The sequence below is a fragment of the Hydrogenophaga sp. genome, assembly GCF_041913525.1.
Classification (GTDB): Bacteria; Pseudomonadota; Gammaproteobacteria; order Burkholderiales; family Burkholderiaceae_C; genus Hydrogenophaga.
In genome coordinates this window covers 18,943-35,633 of sequence record NZ_JAYSFD010000019.1, presented here as the reverse complement: position 1 = coordinate 35,633, position 16,691 = coordinate 18,943, and the positions used below count along the sequence as shown (strand labels likewise).

Here is a 16,691-nt window from a genome sequence, read left to right as displayed (position 1 = left end):
GTGTTTTTGTCTTGACGAGGAGACTCAGAATATGAACAAGTTGTGGTCGGTACTGCTGGCCGTTTCCATGGTGCTCGGCTCGAGTGAGGCCTGGGCCAAGCGCCTGGGCGGGGGCTCCTCCATCGGCAAGCAGTCCAGCAATGTGACGCAGCGAAGCACCGCGCCGAGCCAGCCGGCGCCCACCCAGGGCACCCAGGCCGCGCCTGCCCAGGCGCCGGCCACCGCCGCCAACCGCCCGGCCACCACGGCACCGGCCCAGGCGCCCAAGCGCCCCTGGGGCGCCATGCTCGGCGGCCTGGCCGCCGGTCTGGGCCTGGCCTGGCTGGCCTCGTCCTTGGGCTTTGGTGAGGGCTTCGCCCAGTTCCTGCTGATCGCCTTGCTGGTGGTCGTGGTCGCTGCCGTCATCGGCGCCGTGCTGCGCCGCCGTGCGCCCGCCGCCCAGAGTGGTGGCCTGGCCTACCAGGGCGCCGGCGCCACCCCCGCCGAGCCCGTGACCCCGCGCAGCTACAGCCCCAACAACGTGGGCAACGATGCCTCGGCCCGCCCGTGGGAGCGCAGCGCGCCTGCTGCGCTGGATAGCGGCGCCAGCACCGGTGGTTCCATGATCGGTTCGGCCCTGAGCGGCAGCCAGAGCTGGGGCGTACCCGCCGGCTTTGACGTGGACGGTTTCCTGAAGGCCTCCAAGGCCAACTTCGTGAGCCTTCAGGCCGCCTGGGACCGTGGTGACATCGCCAGCCTGCGCGCCATGATGACCGACGGCATGCTCGAAGAGGTGAAGAGCCAACTCGCCGAGCGCGAGCGCCACACGGGCGCCGCCACGAACAAGACCGAAGTCGAAATGCTGGAAGCCCAGTTGCTGGGCATCGAGGAAACCGCCGACGAGTACATGGCCAGTGTCGAGTTCTCCGGCATGATCCGCGAAGACGAGTCCGCCGGTCCGAGCCCCTTCCGCGAGGTCTGGAACATCACCCGTCCCAAGCAGGGCGCGGGCGGCTGGCTGGTGGCGGGCGTGCAAGCCCTACAGTAATCCTCACGAATGTCACCCCGGTGCCGTGCCGGGGTGCCTATCCCTCAGAATCGGGTGGTCATGAAACATGAACCACCCGATTTTTCGTCCAGTGGCGCTTCGCCTTCTTCCCCCATGTCCTCACTTTTGAACGCCCTGCGTCCCCCCGAGTGGGTGGTGGACGAGCTGCAAAACCGGGTGGTGCTGTTCCTCAACCACGTGCTCCAGCAAGAACCTGTGGCCATGGAGCGCCTCAAGCGCCAGCAGGGCAAGCCGGTGCGGGTGCGCTGGACCGATGTGCACCTGACGCTGGCGGCCACGCCCGCCGGGCTGCTGGAGCGCTGCGCGGCCGATGCTGTGCCCGAGCTCACCGTCACCCTCACCGACACCTCGCCCCTGGCCCTGGCGCAATCCCTGCTCACTGGCCAGAAGCCCGCCACCGAGATCCAGGGCGACGTGCAACTGGCGGCTGAAGTGGCCTGGCTCAGCGACAACGTGCGCTGGGACGTGGAAGAAGACCTCGCCCGCCTGCTGGGCGATGCGCCCGCCCACACCCTGACCTCGGTGGCCCGCCGTGCGGTGGAGGCGGCCAAGGCGTTTGCTGCCCGGGTGCCTCGCCCGGGACAAGGTGAAGGCAACGCCAGCGGGCCTGGCGCATGAGGCAGGTGTTTCGCGGGGCGTTCATCGTCTGGGTGGTGTTGCGACACGGCCTGGACGAACTGGTGCTGTCCAGCTTTCAGCACCCCGGCATCCGGTTGCTGGGGCGCATCGTCTCCATCGGCCGCAACCTGGACACCCCACGCGGGCAGCGCCTGCGCGAGGCCCTTGAGCGCCTGGGCCCCATCTTTGTGAAGTTTGGTCAGGTGCTGTCCACCCGGCGCGACCTGATGCCGCCCGACATCGCCGACGAGCTGGCCAAGCTGCAGGACCGGGTGCCCCCATTCCCCAGCGAGGTGGCGGTGGCCACCATCGAGCGGGCGTTCGGCAAGCCGCTGGACGAGGTGTTCAGCCAGTTCGACCGCGTGCCGGTGGCCAGTGCGTCTATTGCCCAGGTGCACTTCGCCACTTTGCGCAGCGGGCAGCACGCCGGCCGCGAGGTGGCCGTCAAGGTGCTGCGCCCGGCCATGGGCACGGTGATCGACAAAGACCTGAGCCTGATGCGCCTGATGGCCGGCTGGGTGGAGCGCCTCTCGGCCGACGGCAAGCGCCTCAAGCCGCGTGAGGTGGTGGCCGAGTTCGACAAGTACCTGCACGACGAGCTGGACCTGCTGCGCGAGGCCGCCAACGCCGCCCAACTGCGCCGCAACATGGCCGGGCTGGACCTGGTGCTGATTCCCGAAATGGTGTGGGACTACTGCCGCACCGAGGTGATGGTGATGGAGCGCATGCACGGTGTGCCCATCAACCGCGTGGACGAGTTGCGCCGCCGCGGCGTGAACATCGCCAAGCTGGCGCAGGACGGCGTCACCATCTTCTTCACCCAGGTGTTCCGCGACGGCTTTTTCCACGCCGACATGCACCCGGGCAACATCCAGGTCAGCACCGACCCGGCCACCTTCGGCCGCTACATCTCGCTCGATTTCGGCATCGTCGGCACCCTGACCGAGTTCGACAAGGAATACCTGGCGCAGAACTTCACGGCCTTCTTTCGTCGCGACTACAAGCGCGTGGCCGAGCTGCACATCGAATCGGGCTGGGTGCCGCCACAGACGCGGGTGGACGAACTGGAATCGGCCATCCGCGCGGTGTGCGAACCCTACTTCGACCGGCCGCTGAAGGACATTTCCCTGGGCATGGTGCTCATGCGCCTGTTCCAGACCTCGCGTCGCTTCCAGGTGGAAATCCAGCCCCAACTGGTGCTGCTACAGAAGACCTTGCTCAACATCGAGGGCCTGGGCCGCGAACTGGACCCCGACCTGGACCTCTGGGCCACGGCCAAGCCCTTCCTGGAGAAGTGGATGGTCGACCAGATTGGCCCGAAGCGCCTGTGGGAGCAGCTCAAGGCCGAGGCGCCGCAATACGCCAAGCTGCTGCCGGCCTTGCCGCGACTGTTTCACGACTACCTGCAGCACCGCCCGAACGACCTGCGCCGCGAGCTGGACGCTCTCATGGCCGAGCAGCGCCGCACCAACCGTTTGCTGCAAGCCATCGTGTACGGCGGTGTGGGCTTCCTGCTGGGCCTGATCGTCACCCAGGTGCTGGTCCGCGTGCGCCTCTGGTGAAGGCGCCTGGCCGCTCGGCCCCTTGAAATCGGGGGGTGAGGGCCGAATTTATAATGACCGGTTTTCTTCAACCCGCCGGCGGCCCCAGGGGCGGCCGGTGGCATCGGTCCCCCCATCCCGCATTCCAGGTTCAAGCCATGCCCATCTATGCCTACAAGTGCGAGTCCTGTGGCCATGCCAAGGACGTGCTGCAAAAAGTCTCCGACGAGCCCCTGAGCACCTGCCCTGCCTGCGGTGCAGCCAGCTTCCGCAAGCAGATCACTGCCGCGGGTTTCCAGCTCAAAGGTTCCGGCTGGTACGTCACCGATTTCCGGGGCGGCTCGGGTGGCAGCACGGGTGCCGCCGCGCCGGCCACGGCGGCCGCTGCCACCGCTGTCAGTGACGGCGCCTCGGCCTCGGCCGGCGGCGACGCGGGCCCGGCCGCCCCCGCTGGCGGCTGCGGCGCCTCCTGCGCCTGCCACTGAGCCCCGCCGATCCATGGGCGCCCTGCGCAAATGGCTGTTCTCGGGCCTGCTGGTCCTGGTGCCGCTCATCATCACCCTGTGGGTGCTCGACTGGGTGGTCGGCACCCTGGACCAGACCCTGAGAATCCTGCCCACGAGCTGGCAGCCTGACCAACTGCTGGGCATGCACATTCCCGGCCTGGGCGTGGTGTTCGCCCTGGTGGTGCTGCTGTCCATCGGCGCACTGGCGTCCAACATCATTGGCAACCGCATCGTCACCTGGTGGCACGCGCTGCTGCACCGCATTCCCGTGGTGCGTTCCATCTACTCCGGGGTCAAGCAGGTGTCCGACACCCTGTTCTCGGAGAAGGGCAACGCCTTTCGCAAGGCCGTGCTGGTGCGCTGGCCGCATGACCAGATGTGGACCATCGGTTTTCTCACCGGCACGCCCGCGGGCAATGTGCTGGAGCACCTGCAAGCCCAAGGCGGTGACGAGGCGTTCGTGAGCGTCTATGTGCCCACCACCCCCAACCCCACCGGGGGCTATTTCGTCATGGTGCGCCAGCGCGACTGTGTCGAGCTGTCCATGAGCGTGGACGAAGCCCTCACCTACATCGTCTCCATGGGCGTCATCGTGCCCGGCGGGCCGAAGAACCCGGCGGTCAAGGCCGCCATCGCCACCCCCTGATCGACCACGCGGGCCTGCCCGCGACACCCAAGAAAGAAGTACCGAAATGGCCATGCGCTCCCACTACTGCGGTCTGGTGACCGAAGCCCTGATGGGCCAAACCGTCACGCTCGCCGGCTGGGTGAACCGCCGCCGCGACCACGGTGGTGTCATCTTCATTGACCTGCGCGACCGCGAAGGCACGGTGCAGGTGGTGTGCGACCCCGACCGCGCCGAGATGTTCAAGACCGCCGAAGACGTGCGCAACGAGTTCTGCGTGCAGGTGGTCGGTCTGGTGCGTGCGCGCCCCGAGGGCACCACCAACGACAACATCAAGAGCGGCAAGATCGAGGTGCTGTGCCACGAACTGAAGGTGCTCAACCCCTCGGTCACGCCGCCCTTCCAGCTCGACGACGATCACCTGTCGGAGACCACCCGCCTCACGCACCGCGTGCTCGACCTGCGCCGCCCCTACATGCAGCGCAACCTGATGCTGCGCTACCGCGTGGCCATGGAAGTGCGCAAGTTCCTCGACGCCGAAGGCTTCGTGGACATCGAAACCCCCATGCTCACCAAGAGCACGCCCGAAGGCGCGCGCGACTACCTGGTGCCCAGCCGCGTGCACGACGGCCAGTTCTTCGCGCTGCCGCAGTCGCCCCAGCTGTTCAAGCAGCTGCTGATGGTGGCCGGCTACGACCGCTACTACCAGATCACCAAGTGCTTCCGCGACGAAGACCTGCGCGCCGATCGCCAGCCCGAATTCACCCAGATCGATATCGAGACCTCCTTCCTCACCGAGGAAGACATCCGCGCGATGTTCCAGGGCATGATCAAGACGGTGTTCCACAACACCATGGGCGTTGACCTGGGCGACTTCCCCGTGATGCCCTTCGCCGAGGCCATGCACCGCTTCGGCTCGGACAAGCCCGACCTGCGCGTGAAGCTGGAGTTCACCGAGCTCACCGACGTGATGGGCGACGTGGACTTCAAGGTCTTCAGCGCCCCCGCGCAGATGAAGAACGGCCGCGTGGTGGCCCTGCGCATTCCCGGTGGCGGCGAGATGAGCCGCAGCGAGATCGACGCCTACACCGAGTTCGTCAAGATCTACGGCGCCAAGGGCCTGGCCTGGATCAAGGTGAACGACGTGAGCAAGGGCCGTGACGGCCTGCAAAGCCCGATCGTGAAGAACCTGCACGACAAGGCCATCGCCGAGATCCTGTCGCGCTCGGGCGCGCAGAACGGCGACATCCTGTTCTTCGGTGCCGACAAGGCCAAGGTGGTGAACGACGCCATCGGCGCCCTGCGCGTGAAGATCGGCCACGGCGAATTCGCCAAGAAGACCGGCCTGTTCGAAGACCGCTGGGCCCCGCTGTGGGTGGTGGACTTCCCCATGTTCGAGTACGACGAAGAAGCCGACCGCTGGACCGCCGTGCACCACCCCTTCACCGCGCCCAAGGACGGTCACGAAGACCTCATGGACACCGACCCGGGCCAGTGCATCGCCAAGGCCTACGACATGGTGCTCAACGGCTGGGAACTGGGTGGTGGCTCCATCCGCATCCACCGCGCCGACGTGCAGAGCAAGGTGTTCTCGGCCCTGAAGATTGGCCCCGAGGAAGCCCAGCTCAAGTTCGGCTTCCTGCTGGACGCGCTGCAGTACGGCGCGCCCCCGCACGGTGGCCTGGCCTTCGGCCTGGACCGCCTCATCACGCTGATGACCAAGGCCGAGTCGATCCGCGACGTGATCGCCTTCCCCAAGACCCAGCGCGCCCAGTGCCTGCTGACCCAGGCCCCCAGCCCGGTGGACGAGAAGCAACTGCGCGAACTGCACATCCGCCTGCGCAACGTGCAGCCCGCGGCCTGACCGGCCTTTGGCTTTGCGTCAGAATGAAAAGGCACCTTCGGGTGCCTTTTTGCATTCCGTCATGGCGCTGACCCGTCCCTTCAAGATTCCCCAATCGGTGCTGGTGGTGATTCACACCCCGGCACTTGACGTGCTGCTGATCGAGCGGGCCGACGCGCCCGGCTTCTGGCAGTCGGTCACCGGCGCCAAAGACTTCGACGGTGAGCCGTTCGAGCAGACCGCCGAGCGTGAGGTCTGGGAGGAAACCGGGCTTGATGCCCGCGCGCCCGGCCATACCTTGAGTGACTGGGGGCTGGAGAACGTGTACGAGATCTACCCCCAGTGGCGCCACCGCTATGCGCCCGGGGTCACGCACAACACCGAGCACCTGTTCGGCCTGTGCATCCCCGCCGCGGTGCCGGTGCGGCTGAGCCCGCGCGAGCACCGCGACCAGGTCTGGCTGCCCTGGCGCGAAGCGGTGGATCGGTGTTTTTCCCCTTCGAATGCGGAGGCCATCACCTGGCTGCCACGGCGGCTGGGCGGTGGCATGATTTGACGATGAGCACATTGCGCGTGGCGACCTACAACATCCACAAGGGCGTGCAGGGCTTGGGCCCTGGGCGCCGGCTGGAAATCCACAACCTCGCGCACGCAGTCGAGCAGTTCGATGCCGACATCGTCTGCCTGCAAGAGGTGCGCAGCCACCACCGCAAGCTGGAAAAGCGCTTCACCCATTGGCCCGAGGTGGGGCAGGCCGGCTACCTCTCACCTGAAGGCTACGAGGCCGTCTACCGCACCAACGCCATCACCCGCCATGGTGAACACGGTAACGCGCTGCTCTCGCGCTGGCCGGTGCGCGACGTGAAGCACACGGACGTGTCCGACCACCGTTTCGAGCAGCGTGGCCTGCTGCACGCCGAGGTGGAGGTCGAGGGCAGCGCTGTGCACGTGGTGGTGGTGCACCTGGGGTTGATTCACGCCAGCCGTGAGCGCCAGGTTCAGCGATTGGGCGATTTCATTGCGCGCGAGGTACCGGGTGCCGCCCCCCTGATCGTGGCTGGCGACTTCAACGACTGGGGCGCGCAGCTGCTCAAGCCCATGGCTGATCTGGGCCTTCGCACCTTTGAAGACATCCGCCTGCCCACCTTTCCCGCGCGCCTGCCGCTGCTGCACCTCGATCGCATCTTTGTGCGCGGGCTGCGGCCGCTGTCGGCGCACGTGCCCCATGGCCGGGCCTGGTCGCGCATGTCTGACCACCTGCCCCTCATTGCAGAGTTGGGCTTGTGAGCCGCTCGATCGGACTGATGCGCCGAGGGCACCAACTGTTGTTGTTGCAAGGCGGCGCCGAGTTCTTTCCCGCCCTGGTCGAGGCCATGGACGCAGCCCGCCAGGTGGTGCACCTGGAGACCTACATTTTTGAGTTTTCCGGTGCCGCCTTGATGGTGGCCGAGGCCATGGAACGCGCCGCACACCGGGGTGTGGCGGTGCGCCTGGTGGTGGATGGCGTGGGCACGCCCCATGTGCCACTCGAGTGGCAACGGCGCTTTCGTGAAGCGGGCGTGGTGTGGCGGGTGTACTCGCCGCTGGGGCGCCTGGGGCTGCTCATTCCCAGCCGCTGGCGGCGGCTGCACCGCAAGCTGTGCACCATCGATGGCACCGTGGGCTTCTGCGGCGGCATCAACATCATTGACGACCAGGAAGACGTGGCCCTGGGCCGCCTGAATGCCCCCCGGCTGGACTTTTCCTTGCGCGTGGCCGGCCCCTTGGTGCAAGACATGGTGGACACCATGGAGACGCTCTGGTGGCGCCTGCAGGCCGCGCGCAGCGCACGCCAGCGCGAGTTCCGCGCCGCCTGGGAGGCCCTGCGCGGCTCGCGCCCGGTGGGCGATTTCACCGCCTTGCTGGAGAAGATCGGTCAGTTGGGCACTGGCACCGAAGCCGAAGAAGAGGCCGAGTCCGCCCTGCCGCCGGTGGCCGTGGACGGCGCACGCGCCTCGCTGCTGTTGCGCGACAACGTGAGCCACCGCCACGACATCGAGCGCGCCTACCTCAAGGCCATTGGCGCGGCCCGGCAAGAAATCCTCATCGCCAACGCCTATTTCATTCCCGGGCGCAAGCTGCGCAAGGCGCTGGTGCTGGCGGCCCAGCGTGGGGTGCGCGTGCGCCTGCTGCTGCAGGGGCGCTACGAGCACTTTCTGCAGTACCGCGCCGCGCGGCCGGTGTACCAGAAGCTGGTGGACGCGGGCATCGAGATTCACGAGTACGCGCCCAGTGCCCTGCACGCCAAGGTGGCGGTGGTGGACTCGCGCTGGTCCACCGTGGGCTCGACCAACCTCGATCCGCTGTCGCTGCTGCTGGCGCGCGAGGCCAACGTCACAACCACCGACCGGCGTTTCGCCGCGCTCTTGCGCCAGTGCCTGGACACCATCGTCACCACCTCGGGCCAGACGGTGGATGCGCCCGCCCTGCGGGCACGCCCGTGGCACCAGCGCGTGCTCGACCGCATCGCCTTCGGCATCATGCGCGCCACGCTCTACCTCAGCGGCCACCGCTACTGAGCCATGGCCAGCGGCGACCTGATCGTGCAGCGCCCCGAGGGCTTGTACTGCCCGCCGGGCGATTTCTACATTGACCCCTGGCGGCGCGTGGAGCGGGCGGTGATCACCCACGCCCACGCCGACCACGCCCGCACCGGCCACGGGCATTACCTGGCCACGGCCGTGTCCGAGGGCCTGCTGCGCGCGCGCCTGGGTGCCGGCATTGCCTTCCAGGGCCTGGCCTATGGCGAGGTGGTGGAACACCAGGGCGTGCGCGTCTCGCTGCACCCCGCGGGCCATGTGCTGGGCTCTGCCCAGGTGCGCGTGGAACATGGCGGGCGGGTGTGGGTGGCCAGTGGCGACTACCGGCCCACGCCGCACGGCGCCGTGCCCGACCGCACTTGCGCGCCCTTCGAGCCGGTGCGCTGCGACGTGTTCATCACCGAGTCAACGTTCGGCCTGCCCATCTACCGCTGGCGGCCCGACGCCGAGCTGTTTGGGCAGATCAACCGCTGGTGGGCCGCCAACGCCCAGGCCGGTCGCGCCAGCGTGCTGGTGTGCTACAGCCTGGGCAAGGCGCAGCGCCTGCTGGGCGGCGTGGACGCCAGCATCGGCCCCATCGTCTGCCACGGCGCGGTCGAGCCCATCAACCGCGCCTACCGCGCGGCGGGCGTGGCGCTGCCCGAGACCCTGACCGTGAGTGAGGTGACCGACAAGGCCGTGCTGCGCCGCGCCCTGGTGCTGTGCCCTGGCAGCGCCCTGGGCACACCGTGGATTCGCCGCTTCGGTGATTGCGCCGACGCCTTCGCCAGCGGCTGGATGCAGGTGCGTGGCCAGCGCCGCCGCGGCGGTTTTGACCAAGGCTTTGTGCTCAGCGACCACGCCGACTGGCCCGGGCTGCTCTCGGCCATTGGCGCCACCGGGGCCGAGCGGGTGATCGTCACCCACGGCAGCGTGCCAGTGCTGGTGCGCTACCTCAGCGAGCAGGGCCTGCAGGCCGAGGCCTTTGACACCGAGTACGGCGACGAGGCCGCCGAACCAGCGCCCGAGGCATCGCCGGCCCCATGAAGCGCTTCGCCGAGCTCTACGCCGAGCTGGACGGCACCACCTCCACCAGCGCCAAGGTGGCCGCCCTGGTGCGCTACCTGGCCGAGGTGCCGCCCGAAGACGCGGCCTGGGCGGTGTACTTCCTGGCCGGCGGCAAGCCGCGCCAGCTCATCCGCACGGCCCAGTTGCGCGCCTTGGCCACCGAGGCCGCGGGCCTGCCCGATTGGCTGTTCGAGGCCAGTTACCAGGCGGTGGGTGACCTGGCCGAAACCATCGCCCACCTCTTGCCCCCCGCCTCGCGGCCCATGGCGGCGCTTGGTTTGCACGGCTGGATGCGAGAGCGCCTGCTGCCCCTGCGCGGCGAAGCACCCGAGGTGGTGGCCCAGGCCGTGCGCGCCGCCTGGGACGAGCTGGACCCGCTGGGCCGGTTTTTGTTCATCAAGCTCGTGGGTGGCGGCTTTCGCGTGGGCGTGAGCAAGCTGCTGGTGCAGCGCGCCGTGGCCGAGCACGCCGGGCTCGACCCGAAAGAGGTGGCGGCGCGCATGATGGGCTACACCGACGCCATGCGCGAGCCCACCGCCCAGGCCTGGGCCCGCATCGTGCACGGCGAGCCAGGGGGCGAGGAGGGCGGCGAGACCGGTGGGGCTTCCTCGGGCGGTCTGCCTTACCCCTTCTTCCTCGCCCAGCCCCTGGCCGACGCCCCCGCCAGCCTGGGCGAGCGCCACGACTGGCTGGTGGAATGGAAGTTCGACGGCATCCGGGGCCAGATCGTGAAACGCCAAGGCCAGGTGTGGGTGTGGTCGCGCGGCGAAGAGCTGATGACCGACCGCTTCCCCGAGCTGGTGGCCCTGGCCAAGGGCTGGCCCGATGGCACCGTGATCGACGGCGAGATCGTGGCCTGGGACGCCCTGGCACCCAGCCTGCCGGGCAGTTCGGCCCAGGGTGCGCCCGCGCCGTTTTCGGTGTTGCAGCAACGCATTGGGCGCAAGACGCTCACGTCCAAGGTATTGGCCACCGCGCCGGTGCACTTCCTTGCGTACGACTTGCTTGAACACAAGGGAGCTGACCTGCGGGCCCAGCCGCAGGTCGAACGCCGCGCCGCTCTGGACACCCTGGCCGATGCGGTCAGCCCGCGCCTGGACTGCTCGCCGCTGGTGCTCACTGACGACTGGGCCGCCCTGGCCGCCTGGCGAGAGCGCTCGCGCGAGTGGGGGCTGGAGGGGCTCATGCTCAAGCATCGCCTGGGTCGTTACGGCACCGGGCGCGTGAAGTCGCGCCCCGGCGACGCCGAGCCGCTGGCCTGGTGGAAATGGAAGGTAGACCCCTTCACCATCGACGGTGTGCTCATCTACGCCCAGGCCGGGCATGGCCGCCGCGCCTCGGTCTACACCGACTACACCTTCGCTGTGTGGAGCCGCCCACCGCGCGACGCCGCCGAAGCCCAGGCCGTGGTGCAGGCCATCGCCGAACGCCGCCCCGCACAGCCGGGTGCTTTGCAACTGGTGGCCTTCACCAAGGCCTATTCGGGCCTGAGCGACGAGGAATTCCTGGCGGTGGACGCGGTGATCCGCCGCACCACGCTGGAGAAGTTCGGGCCGGTGCGCAGCGTGCTGCCCACCCTGGTGTTCGAGCTGGCCTTTGAGGGCATTGCGCGCAGCCCGCGCCACAAGAGCGGCGTGGCCTTGCGCTTTCCGCGCCTGCTGCGCCAGCGCACCGACAAACCCCTGCACGAGGCCAACACCCTGGCCGACCTGGAGGCCCTGCTCGGCACCGGTTCAAAGGCCACAGAAGGCGATCTGGCTCAGGGCGGGTGTTAGCATCCCCCACGACCATGACACCAGATGCCGACATGAACCCAGCAGTTCCCGCCGACGATGACCAGGGCGTGCCCGTGTCCGTCAAGATCCGCGAGCGCCTCAAGGCCGCTCGCCACCGCTTCCACTCGAACGACAACATCGCCGAGTTCATCCAGCCGGGTGAACTGGAGAAGCTGTTGGACGAGGTCACCGAGAAGATGCAAGGCGTGCTAGACGCCATGGTGATCGACACCGAGAACGACCACAACACCGGTGACACCGCCCGCCGCGTGGCCAAGATGTACCTCAAAGAGGTGTTCAACGGCCGCTACGTGAAGGGCCCGGCCGTCACCGAATTCCCCAACGCCGAGCACCTCAACGAGCTCATGATCGTGGGCCCCATCACCGTGCGCAGCGCCTGCAGCCACCACTTCTGCCCGGTGATCGGCCGCATCTGGATCGGTGTGATGCCCAACGAGCACACCAACGTCATCGGCCTGTCCAAGTACGCCCGCCTGGCCGAATGGATCATGGGCCGTCCCCAGATCCAGGAAGAGGCGGTGGTGCAACTGGCCGACCTCATCCAGGAAAAGACCCAGCCCGATGGCCTGGCCATCGTGATGGAGGCCAGCCACTACTGCATGGCCTGGCGCGGGGTGAAGGACATGGACAGCAAGATGATCAACTCGGTCATGCGCGGTGTCTTCCTCAAAGACCCCAACCTGCGCCGCGAATTCCTCTCCCTCATTCCCCGCTGAGGTCAACACCATGCTCGTTCGCCTGCTCTACGTCAGCCGCGCTGTGAACAAGGACTGCAGCAAGTCCATCGAGTCCATCCTGGACGCCTCGCGTGCCCACAACATCCACAACGGCATCACCGGTGTGCTGTGCTACGGCGGTGGCATCTTCCTGCAAGCCATCGAAGGTGGCCGCAGCGCGGTGAACACGCTGTACAGCCACATCGTCAGCGACCAGCGCCACACCGACGTGGTGCTGCTGCACTACGAAGAGATTCGTGAGCGCCGCTTTGGTGGCTGGACCATGGGCACGGTGAACCTGTCCAAGCTCAACACCTCCATCGTGCTGAAGTACTCCGAGCGCCCCGAGTTCGACCCGTACTCGGTCTCGGGCACCGTGTCGCTGGCCCTGCTCGAAGAGCTGATGGCCACCGCCAGCATCATCGGCCGCGCCTGATCGGCGCCCGTCTCCAGACCGCAGCCCGCCTTTGGTGGGCTGCGGTTTTTCGTTGCTTCGTTCGCCCGTGTCGTCCACCGCCTTTTTGCTGATCGTTCTCGCCGGCCTGATCCATGCCGGCTGGAACATCGCGGCCAAAAAGGCCAATGGCGACGCCCGCTTCGCCTTCTTCACCGCCGTGCTGATGATGCTGGTGTGGGCGCCGCTGGGCTGGTGGCTGGGCCGCGAGCAGGTGCCGCACTGGAACGCCACCGCCTGGGCCCTGGTGGCCACCAGCGGCGTGCTGCACGTGGCGTATTACGTCATCTTGCTGCGCGGTTACCGCCGCGCCGACCTCACCGTGGTCTATCCCATGGCGCGCGGCAGCGGGCCGCTGCTGTCCTCGCTGGTGGCCATCACCCTGCTGGGCGAGCGGCTTACCGTGTTGGGTGGCCTGGGCATTGTGGCGGTGGTGGGCGGTGTGTTCCTGATCGCGGGCGGGCCCGGCCTGCTGCGCGCCGCGCACGACCCGGCCGCTCGCCAGCGCGTGCACGCGGGCATGGCCTATGGCCTGCTCACTGGCGTGTTCATCGCCGCCTACACGGTGGTGGACGGCTACGCGGTCAAGGTGTTGTTGCTCTCGCCCATCCTGGTGGACTACATGGGCAACTTCTTCCGCGTGGCCCTGCTGGCGCCCGTGGCCCTGCACGACCGCCCCAGCACCTGGCGCCTGTGGCGCGAGCAGTGGCGCTATGCCTTGCTGGTGGCCGCCATCAGCCCCGTGGCCTATGTGCTGGTGCTCTACGCCATGCGCGAGGCCCCGCTGTCGCACGTGGCGCCGGCGCGCGAGGTGTCCATGCTGTTCGCTGCCCTCATCGGTGGGCGCTTGCTGGGCGAGGGCGACCGCATCGCCCGCCTGCTGGGTGCCGGCTGCATTGCTGCGGGCGTGACCGCCCTGGCCCTGGGATGACGCCCACATGACCCCTGACGACCTGCCCCTGCTGGGCTGTGACTTCACCAGCGCGCCAAGCCGACGCAAGCCCATCACGCTGGCGCGCGGCCGGCTGGACCGTGGCCGCGTGGTGCTCGACGCCCTCGACACCTTCGACACGCTCGACGCCTGGGGCGCGCACCTGGCCGGACTGCCCGCCTGGGTGGGCGGCTTTGACCTGCCTTTTGGTTTGCCGCGTGAACTGGTGCAGGCCCTCGGCTGGCCCACCGACTGGGCCGCCTGCATGGCCCACTACGCCGCGCTCGACCGCGACACCATTCGCCAGGCCTTCTCCGTTTTTTGCGATGCCCGCCCCGTGGGCGGCAAGTTCGCCCACCGCGCCACCGACGGTCCGGCCGGCTCCAGCCCGAGCATGAAGTGGGTCAACCCACCCGTGGCCTTCATGATGCACGCGGGGGTGCCGCGCCTGATTGCCGCCAACGCCACGCTGCCCGGCCTGCGCCAGGGCGACCCGGCCCGCGTGGCGCTGGAGGCCTACCCGGGCCTGCTGGCGCGCAGCGTGCTGGGCAACACCTCGTACAAAAGCGACGACAAGGCCAAGCAGACGCCCGATCGCCTGATTGCGCGCCGCACCTTGCTCAACGCCTTGGAAAACGGCCTTGCCCCCTTGCTGCAAGGCGCGGGTTTGCGCCTGCGCCTGAGCCACGCCCAACGCGATGCCCTGGCCGACGACCCCAGTGGCGACCGGCTCGACGCCGTGCTGTGCCTGCTGCAAGCCGCCTGGGCGCAGCACCAGCAGCACCAAGGTCACCCGCGCTGGGGCCTGCCCGAGTGCGACCCGCTGGAGGGCTGGATCGTCAGCGCCTGAGGCCTCGGGCACCACCTTCCTACAATGCCTGCCATGACCCAAGCCCCTGCCCCCACCGAGCTTCCCCGCCTGCCCGCCGACCTGCGCTTCGCCTTCGTGGAGGCGTCGTGGCACGCCGACATCGTTCAGCGTTCGCGCGACGCGTTTTTTGCCGAGATGGCGCGCGCCGGTTTTGGTCCCGAGTCCATCGACGTGTTCGACGTGGCCGGCGCCTTCGAGATTCCCCTGCACGTGCAGCGCCTGGCCCGCTCAGGCCGCTACGCTGCCGTGGTGGGCAGCGCCCTGGTGGTGGACGGCGGCGTGTACCGCCACGACTTCGTGGCCAGCACCGTGGTGCAGGCCCTGATGGACGTGCAACTGCAGACCGGCGTGCCGGTGATTTCCGCCGTGCAGGCGCCGCACCACTTCCACGAACACGTGGAACACCGCCGCTTCCTGCAGCAGCACTTTGCCCTCAAGGGCACCGAGGCCGCGCAGGCCTGCCTGCAGACGGTGGACGGCATCCGCCGCCTGGACGCCCAGTTCGCGGCCTGATCTCTCAAGGAGCCCGCCATGACCATTGCCCGCATCGTTGGCATTCTTCTCATCGCCGCTGGCGTGGCCGGCCTCGTGATGGGGTCTTTCAGCTACACCCAGGACACCGAGGCCGTGAAGCTTGGTCCGCTGGAACTCTCGGTCAAACAGGAAAAGACCGTGCCGGTGCCCGTGTGGGCGAGCGTGGGCGCCATCGTGGTGGGCGTGGGGCTCTTGCTGGTGGGTGGCAAGAAGGGGTGAGCTTTCACTCGATGGGGCGCTGGCCGCCACGCGCGGCGGCGCTGTCTGGCCTGCTGATGCTGACGGGGCTGGCAGGGTTGCTGGCGCTCTGGCCTGCACCGGGGCTTGCCGCTGAGGCCTACGCCGCCCGCGTCACGCGCGTGTTTGACGGCGACACCGTCTGGGTCAAGCCGCTGGCCGGTGGCCCCTACCGCAAGTTGCGGCTGGACGCTATCGACGCACCTGAGATCTGCCAACGCGGCGGTGAGACCGCGCGCGACCGGCTCGCCGCGCGCGTGCTGCGCCAGGTGGTGTGGGTGGAAGAGGGCGCGGCCGACACCTATGGCCGCGGGCTCGCTCGCCTTCAGCACCAGGGTGACGACATCAACCGCTGGCTGGTGGCCAGCGGGCAGGCCTGGGCCTATGAATGGCGGGTGGGTGAAGGCCCTTACGCCGGTGCACAGAAGCAAGCGAAAAGGGCGCGGCGGGGCGTTTTTGCCCAGGCCAATGTGGAGACTCCGCGCGATTTTCGGCGCCGCCACGGGCCGTGTCCCTTGCCCGAACGCAAGGGGCGCTGAGGCCCGGCCGTCAGCCGCGCTGCGCTGAGCAGACCGGGCAGGTCGGGTTAGCCTGCAGGGCGATCTGGTGAAAGGCCAGGTCGCGGCTGTCCACCATCAGGAGCTGCCCCACCAGGCGCGAACCCAGGCCGGCGAGCAGCTTCAGCGCTTCGGCCGCCTGCAGCGTGCCCACGATGCCCACCAGCGGCGCGAACACGCCCATGGTGGCGCAGCGCACCTCTTCCACCCCACTGTCTTCAGGGAACAGGCAGGCGTAACACGGTTGCCCGGCTTCGCGGCTGTCGTACACGCTGACCTGTCCGTCCATGCGAATGGCCGCGCCCGACACCAGCGGCTTGCGGTGCCGCACGCAGGCGCGGTTGATGGCGTGGCGGGTGGCGAAGTTGTCGGTGCAGTCCAGCACCACGTCGGCATCGGCCACCAGGCGGCTGAGCAGGGCGTCGTCGGCGCGCTCGTTCACGGTGTGCACCACCGGGTCGGGGTTGATGGCCGCAATGGCTTCGCGCACTGACGCAGTCTTGGGCTGGCCCACGCGGGCCAGGGTGTGAGCGATCTGGCGCTGCAGGTTGGTCACGTCCACCGTGTCGTGGTCCACCACTGTGATGCGGCCCACGCCGGCGCTGCCCAGGTACAAGGCGGCGGGTGAGCCCAGGCCACCGGCGCCGACGATCAGGGCGTGCCCCGCGAGCAGTCGCTCCTGACCTTCGATGCCAATGTCGTCCAGCAAGATGTGCCGCGAGTAGCGCAGCAGTTGTGCGTCATCCACGTTCGGCCTTCAGGCAAGCCGGGCGGGCCAAGCGCCCGGG

The 16,691-nt window shown here is 68.4% G+C and carries 19 protein-coding genes; 18 read left to right on the top strand and 1 reads right to left on the bottom strand.

Translation table 11 applies throughout. The features are described 5' to 3' along the window. Positions 1-31 precede the first annotated feature (31 nt). The 18 genes from ACE3RQ_RS17590 to ACE3RQ_RS17505 all read left to right on the top strand — a co-directional run bounded on the left by ACE3RQ_RS17590 (position 32) and on the right by ACE3RQ_RS17505 (position 15,885). Positions 32-1,027, top strand: coding sequence for a Tim44 domain-containing protein (locus ACE3RQ_RS17590; protein WP_374523375.1), 996 nt, complete (start codon positions 32-34; stop codon positions 1,025-1,027). A gap of 114 nt (positions 1,028-1,141) precedes the next feature. Then, positions 1,142-1,666 carry a hypothetical protein gene (locus ACE3RQ_RS17585; RefSeq protein ID WP_374523374.1) on the top strand — a complete coding sequence of 175 codons (525 nt, stop codon included), beginning with the start codon at positions 1,142-1,144 and terminating at the stop codon, positions 1,664-1,666. Then, positions 1,663-3,228, top strand: coding sequence for a ubiquinone biosynthesis regulatory protein kinase UbiB (ubiB, locus tag ACE3RQ_RS17580; RefSeq protein ID WP_374523373.1), 1,566 nt, complete (start codon positions 1,663-1,665; stop codon positions 3,226-3,228). Before ACE3RQ_RS17585 ends, ubiB begins: the two co-directional genes overlap by 4 nt. Before the next feature lie 137 nt (positions 3,229-3,365). Continuing rightward, positions 3,366-3,692: an FmdB family zinc ribbon protein gene (locus ACE3RQ_RS17575; protein ID WP_374523372.1), complete on the top strand. Its 327-nt coding sequence runs from the start codon at positions 3,366-3,368 to the stop codon at positions 3,690-3,692. 13 nt (positions 3,693-3,705) lie between these two features. Then, a complete protein-coding gene (locus tag ACE3RQ_RS17570) occupies positions 3,706-4,359 on the top strand; it encodes a DUF502 domain-containing protein (protein ID WP_374523371.1) in 654 nt (217 codons plus the stop codon). A gap of 46 nt (positions 4,360-4,405) precedes the next feature. Then, positions 4,406-6,202 (top strand): aspartate--tRNA ligase, encoded by a 1,797-nt coding sequence (gene aspS, locus ACE3RQ_RS17565; RefSeq protein WP_374523370.1) that lies wholly within the window; start codon positions 4,406-4,408, stop codon positions 6,200-6,202. A gap of 61 nt (positions 6,203-6,263) precedes the next feature. Next, complete coding sequence (gene nudB, locus ACE3RQ_RS17560) at positions 6,264-6,737, top strand: dihydroneopterin triphosphate diphosphatase (RefSeq protein WP_374523369.1); 474 nt, start codon at positions 6,264-6,266, stop codon at positions 6,735-6,737. 2 nt (positions 6,738-6,739) lie between these two features. Beyond that, on the top strand, positions 6,740-7,468 hold the full coding sequence (locus tag ACE3RQ_RS17555) for an endonuclease/exonuclease/phosphatase family protein (protein WP_374523368.1): 729 nt from the start codon (positions 6,740-6,742) through the stop codon (positions 7,466-7,468). A 17-nt stretch (positions 7,469-7,485) separates the two neighbouring features. Continuing rightward, on the top strand, positions 7,486-8,739 hold the full coding sequence (gene clsB / locus ACE3RQ_RS17550; protein WP_374523401.1) for a cardiolipin synthase ClsB: 1,254 nt from the start codon (positions 7,486-7,488) through the stop codon (positions 8,737-8,739). 3 nt (positions 8,740-8,742) lie between these two features. Next, positions 8,743-9,786 (top strand): ligase-associated DNA damage response exonuclease, encoded by a 1,044-nt coding sequence (locus ACE3RQ_RS17545; RefSeq protein WP_374523367.1) that lies wholly within the window; start codon positions 8,743-8,745, stop codon positions 9,784-9,786. Further along, positions 9,783-11,582 carry an ATP-dependent DNA ligase gene (locus tag ACE3RQ_RS17540; protein ID WP_374523366.1) on the top strand — a complete coding sequence of 600 codons (1,800 nt, stop codon included), beginning with the start codon at positions 9,783-9,785 and terminating at the stop codon, positions 11,580-11,582. Before ACE3RQ_RS17545 ends, ACE3RQ_RS17540 begins: the two co-directional genes overlap by 4 nt. Positions 11,583-11,614: 32 nt before the next feature. After that, positions 11,615-12,319 (top strand): GTP cyclohydrolase I, encoded by a 705-nt coding sequence (gene folE / locus ACE3RQ_RS17535; protein ID WP_374523365.1) that lies wholly within the window; start codon positions 11,615-11,617, stop codon positions 12,317-12,319. A 10-nt stretch (positions 12,320-12,329) separates the two neighbouring features. Continuing rightward, positions 12,330-12,755, top strand: a complete 426-nt coding sequence (locus tag ACE3RQ_RS17530) for a BLUF domain-containing protein (RefSeq protein WP_374523364.1) — start codon at positions 12,330-12,332, stop codon at positions 12,753-12,755. A gap of 67 nt (positions 12,756-12,822) precedes the next feature. Beyond that, positions 12,823-13,704, top strand: coding sequence for an EamA family transporter (locus ACE3RQ_RS17525; protein WP_374523363.1), 882 nt, complete (start codon positions 12,823-12,825; stop codon positions 13,702-13,704). A gap of 7 nt (positions 13,705-13,711) precedes the next feature. Beyond that, on the top strand, positions 13,712-14,554 hold the full coding sequence (locus ACE3RQ_RS17520) for a DUF429 domain-containing protein (protein WP_374523362.1): 843 nt from the start codon (positions 13,712-13,714) through the stop codon (positions 14,552-14,554). A gap of 24 nt (positions 14,555-14,578) precedes the next feature. Continuing rightward, positions 14,579-15,088, top strand: a complete 510-nt coding sequence (locus ACE3RQ_RS17515) for a 6,7-dimethyl-8-ribityllumazine synthase (protein WP_374523361.1) — start codon at positions 14,579-14,581, stop codon at positions 15,086-15,088. 18 nt (positions 15,089-15,106) lie between these two features. Continuing rightward, on the top strand, positions 15,107-15,328 hold the full coding sequence (locus ACE3RQ_RS17510) for a hypothetical protein (RefSeq protein ID WP_374523360.1): 222 nt from the start codon (positions 15,107-15,109) through the stop codon (positions 15,326-15,328). Further along, on the top strand, positions 15,325-15,885 hold the full coding sequence (locus tag ACE3RQ_RS17505) for a thermonuclease family protein (RefSeq protein WP_374523359.1): 561 nt from the start codon (positions 15,325-15,327) through the stop codon (positions 15,883-15,885). Before ACE3RQ_RS17510 ends, ACE3RQ_RS17505 begins: the two co-directional genes overlap by 4 nt. 10 nt (positions 15,886-15,895) lie before the next feature. Here the strand turns inward: ACE3RQ_RS17505 and ACE3RQ_RS17500 are convergent, their stop codons facing one another. Continuing rightward, positions 15,896-16,651, bottom strand: coding sequence for a ThiF family adenylyltransferase (locus ACE3RQ_RS17500; RefSeq protein ID WP_374523358.1), 756 nt, complete (start codon positions 16,649-16,651; stop codon positions 15,896-15,898). Positions 16,652-16,691 lie beyond the last annotated feature (40 nt).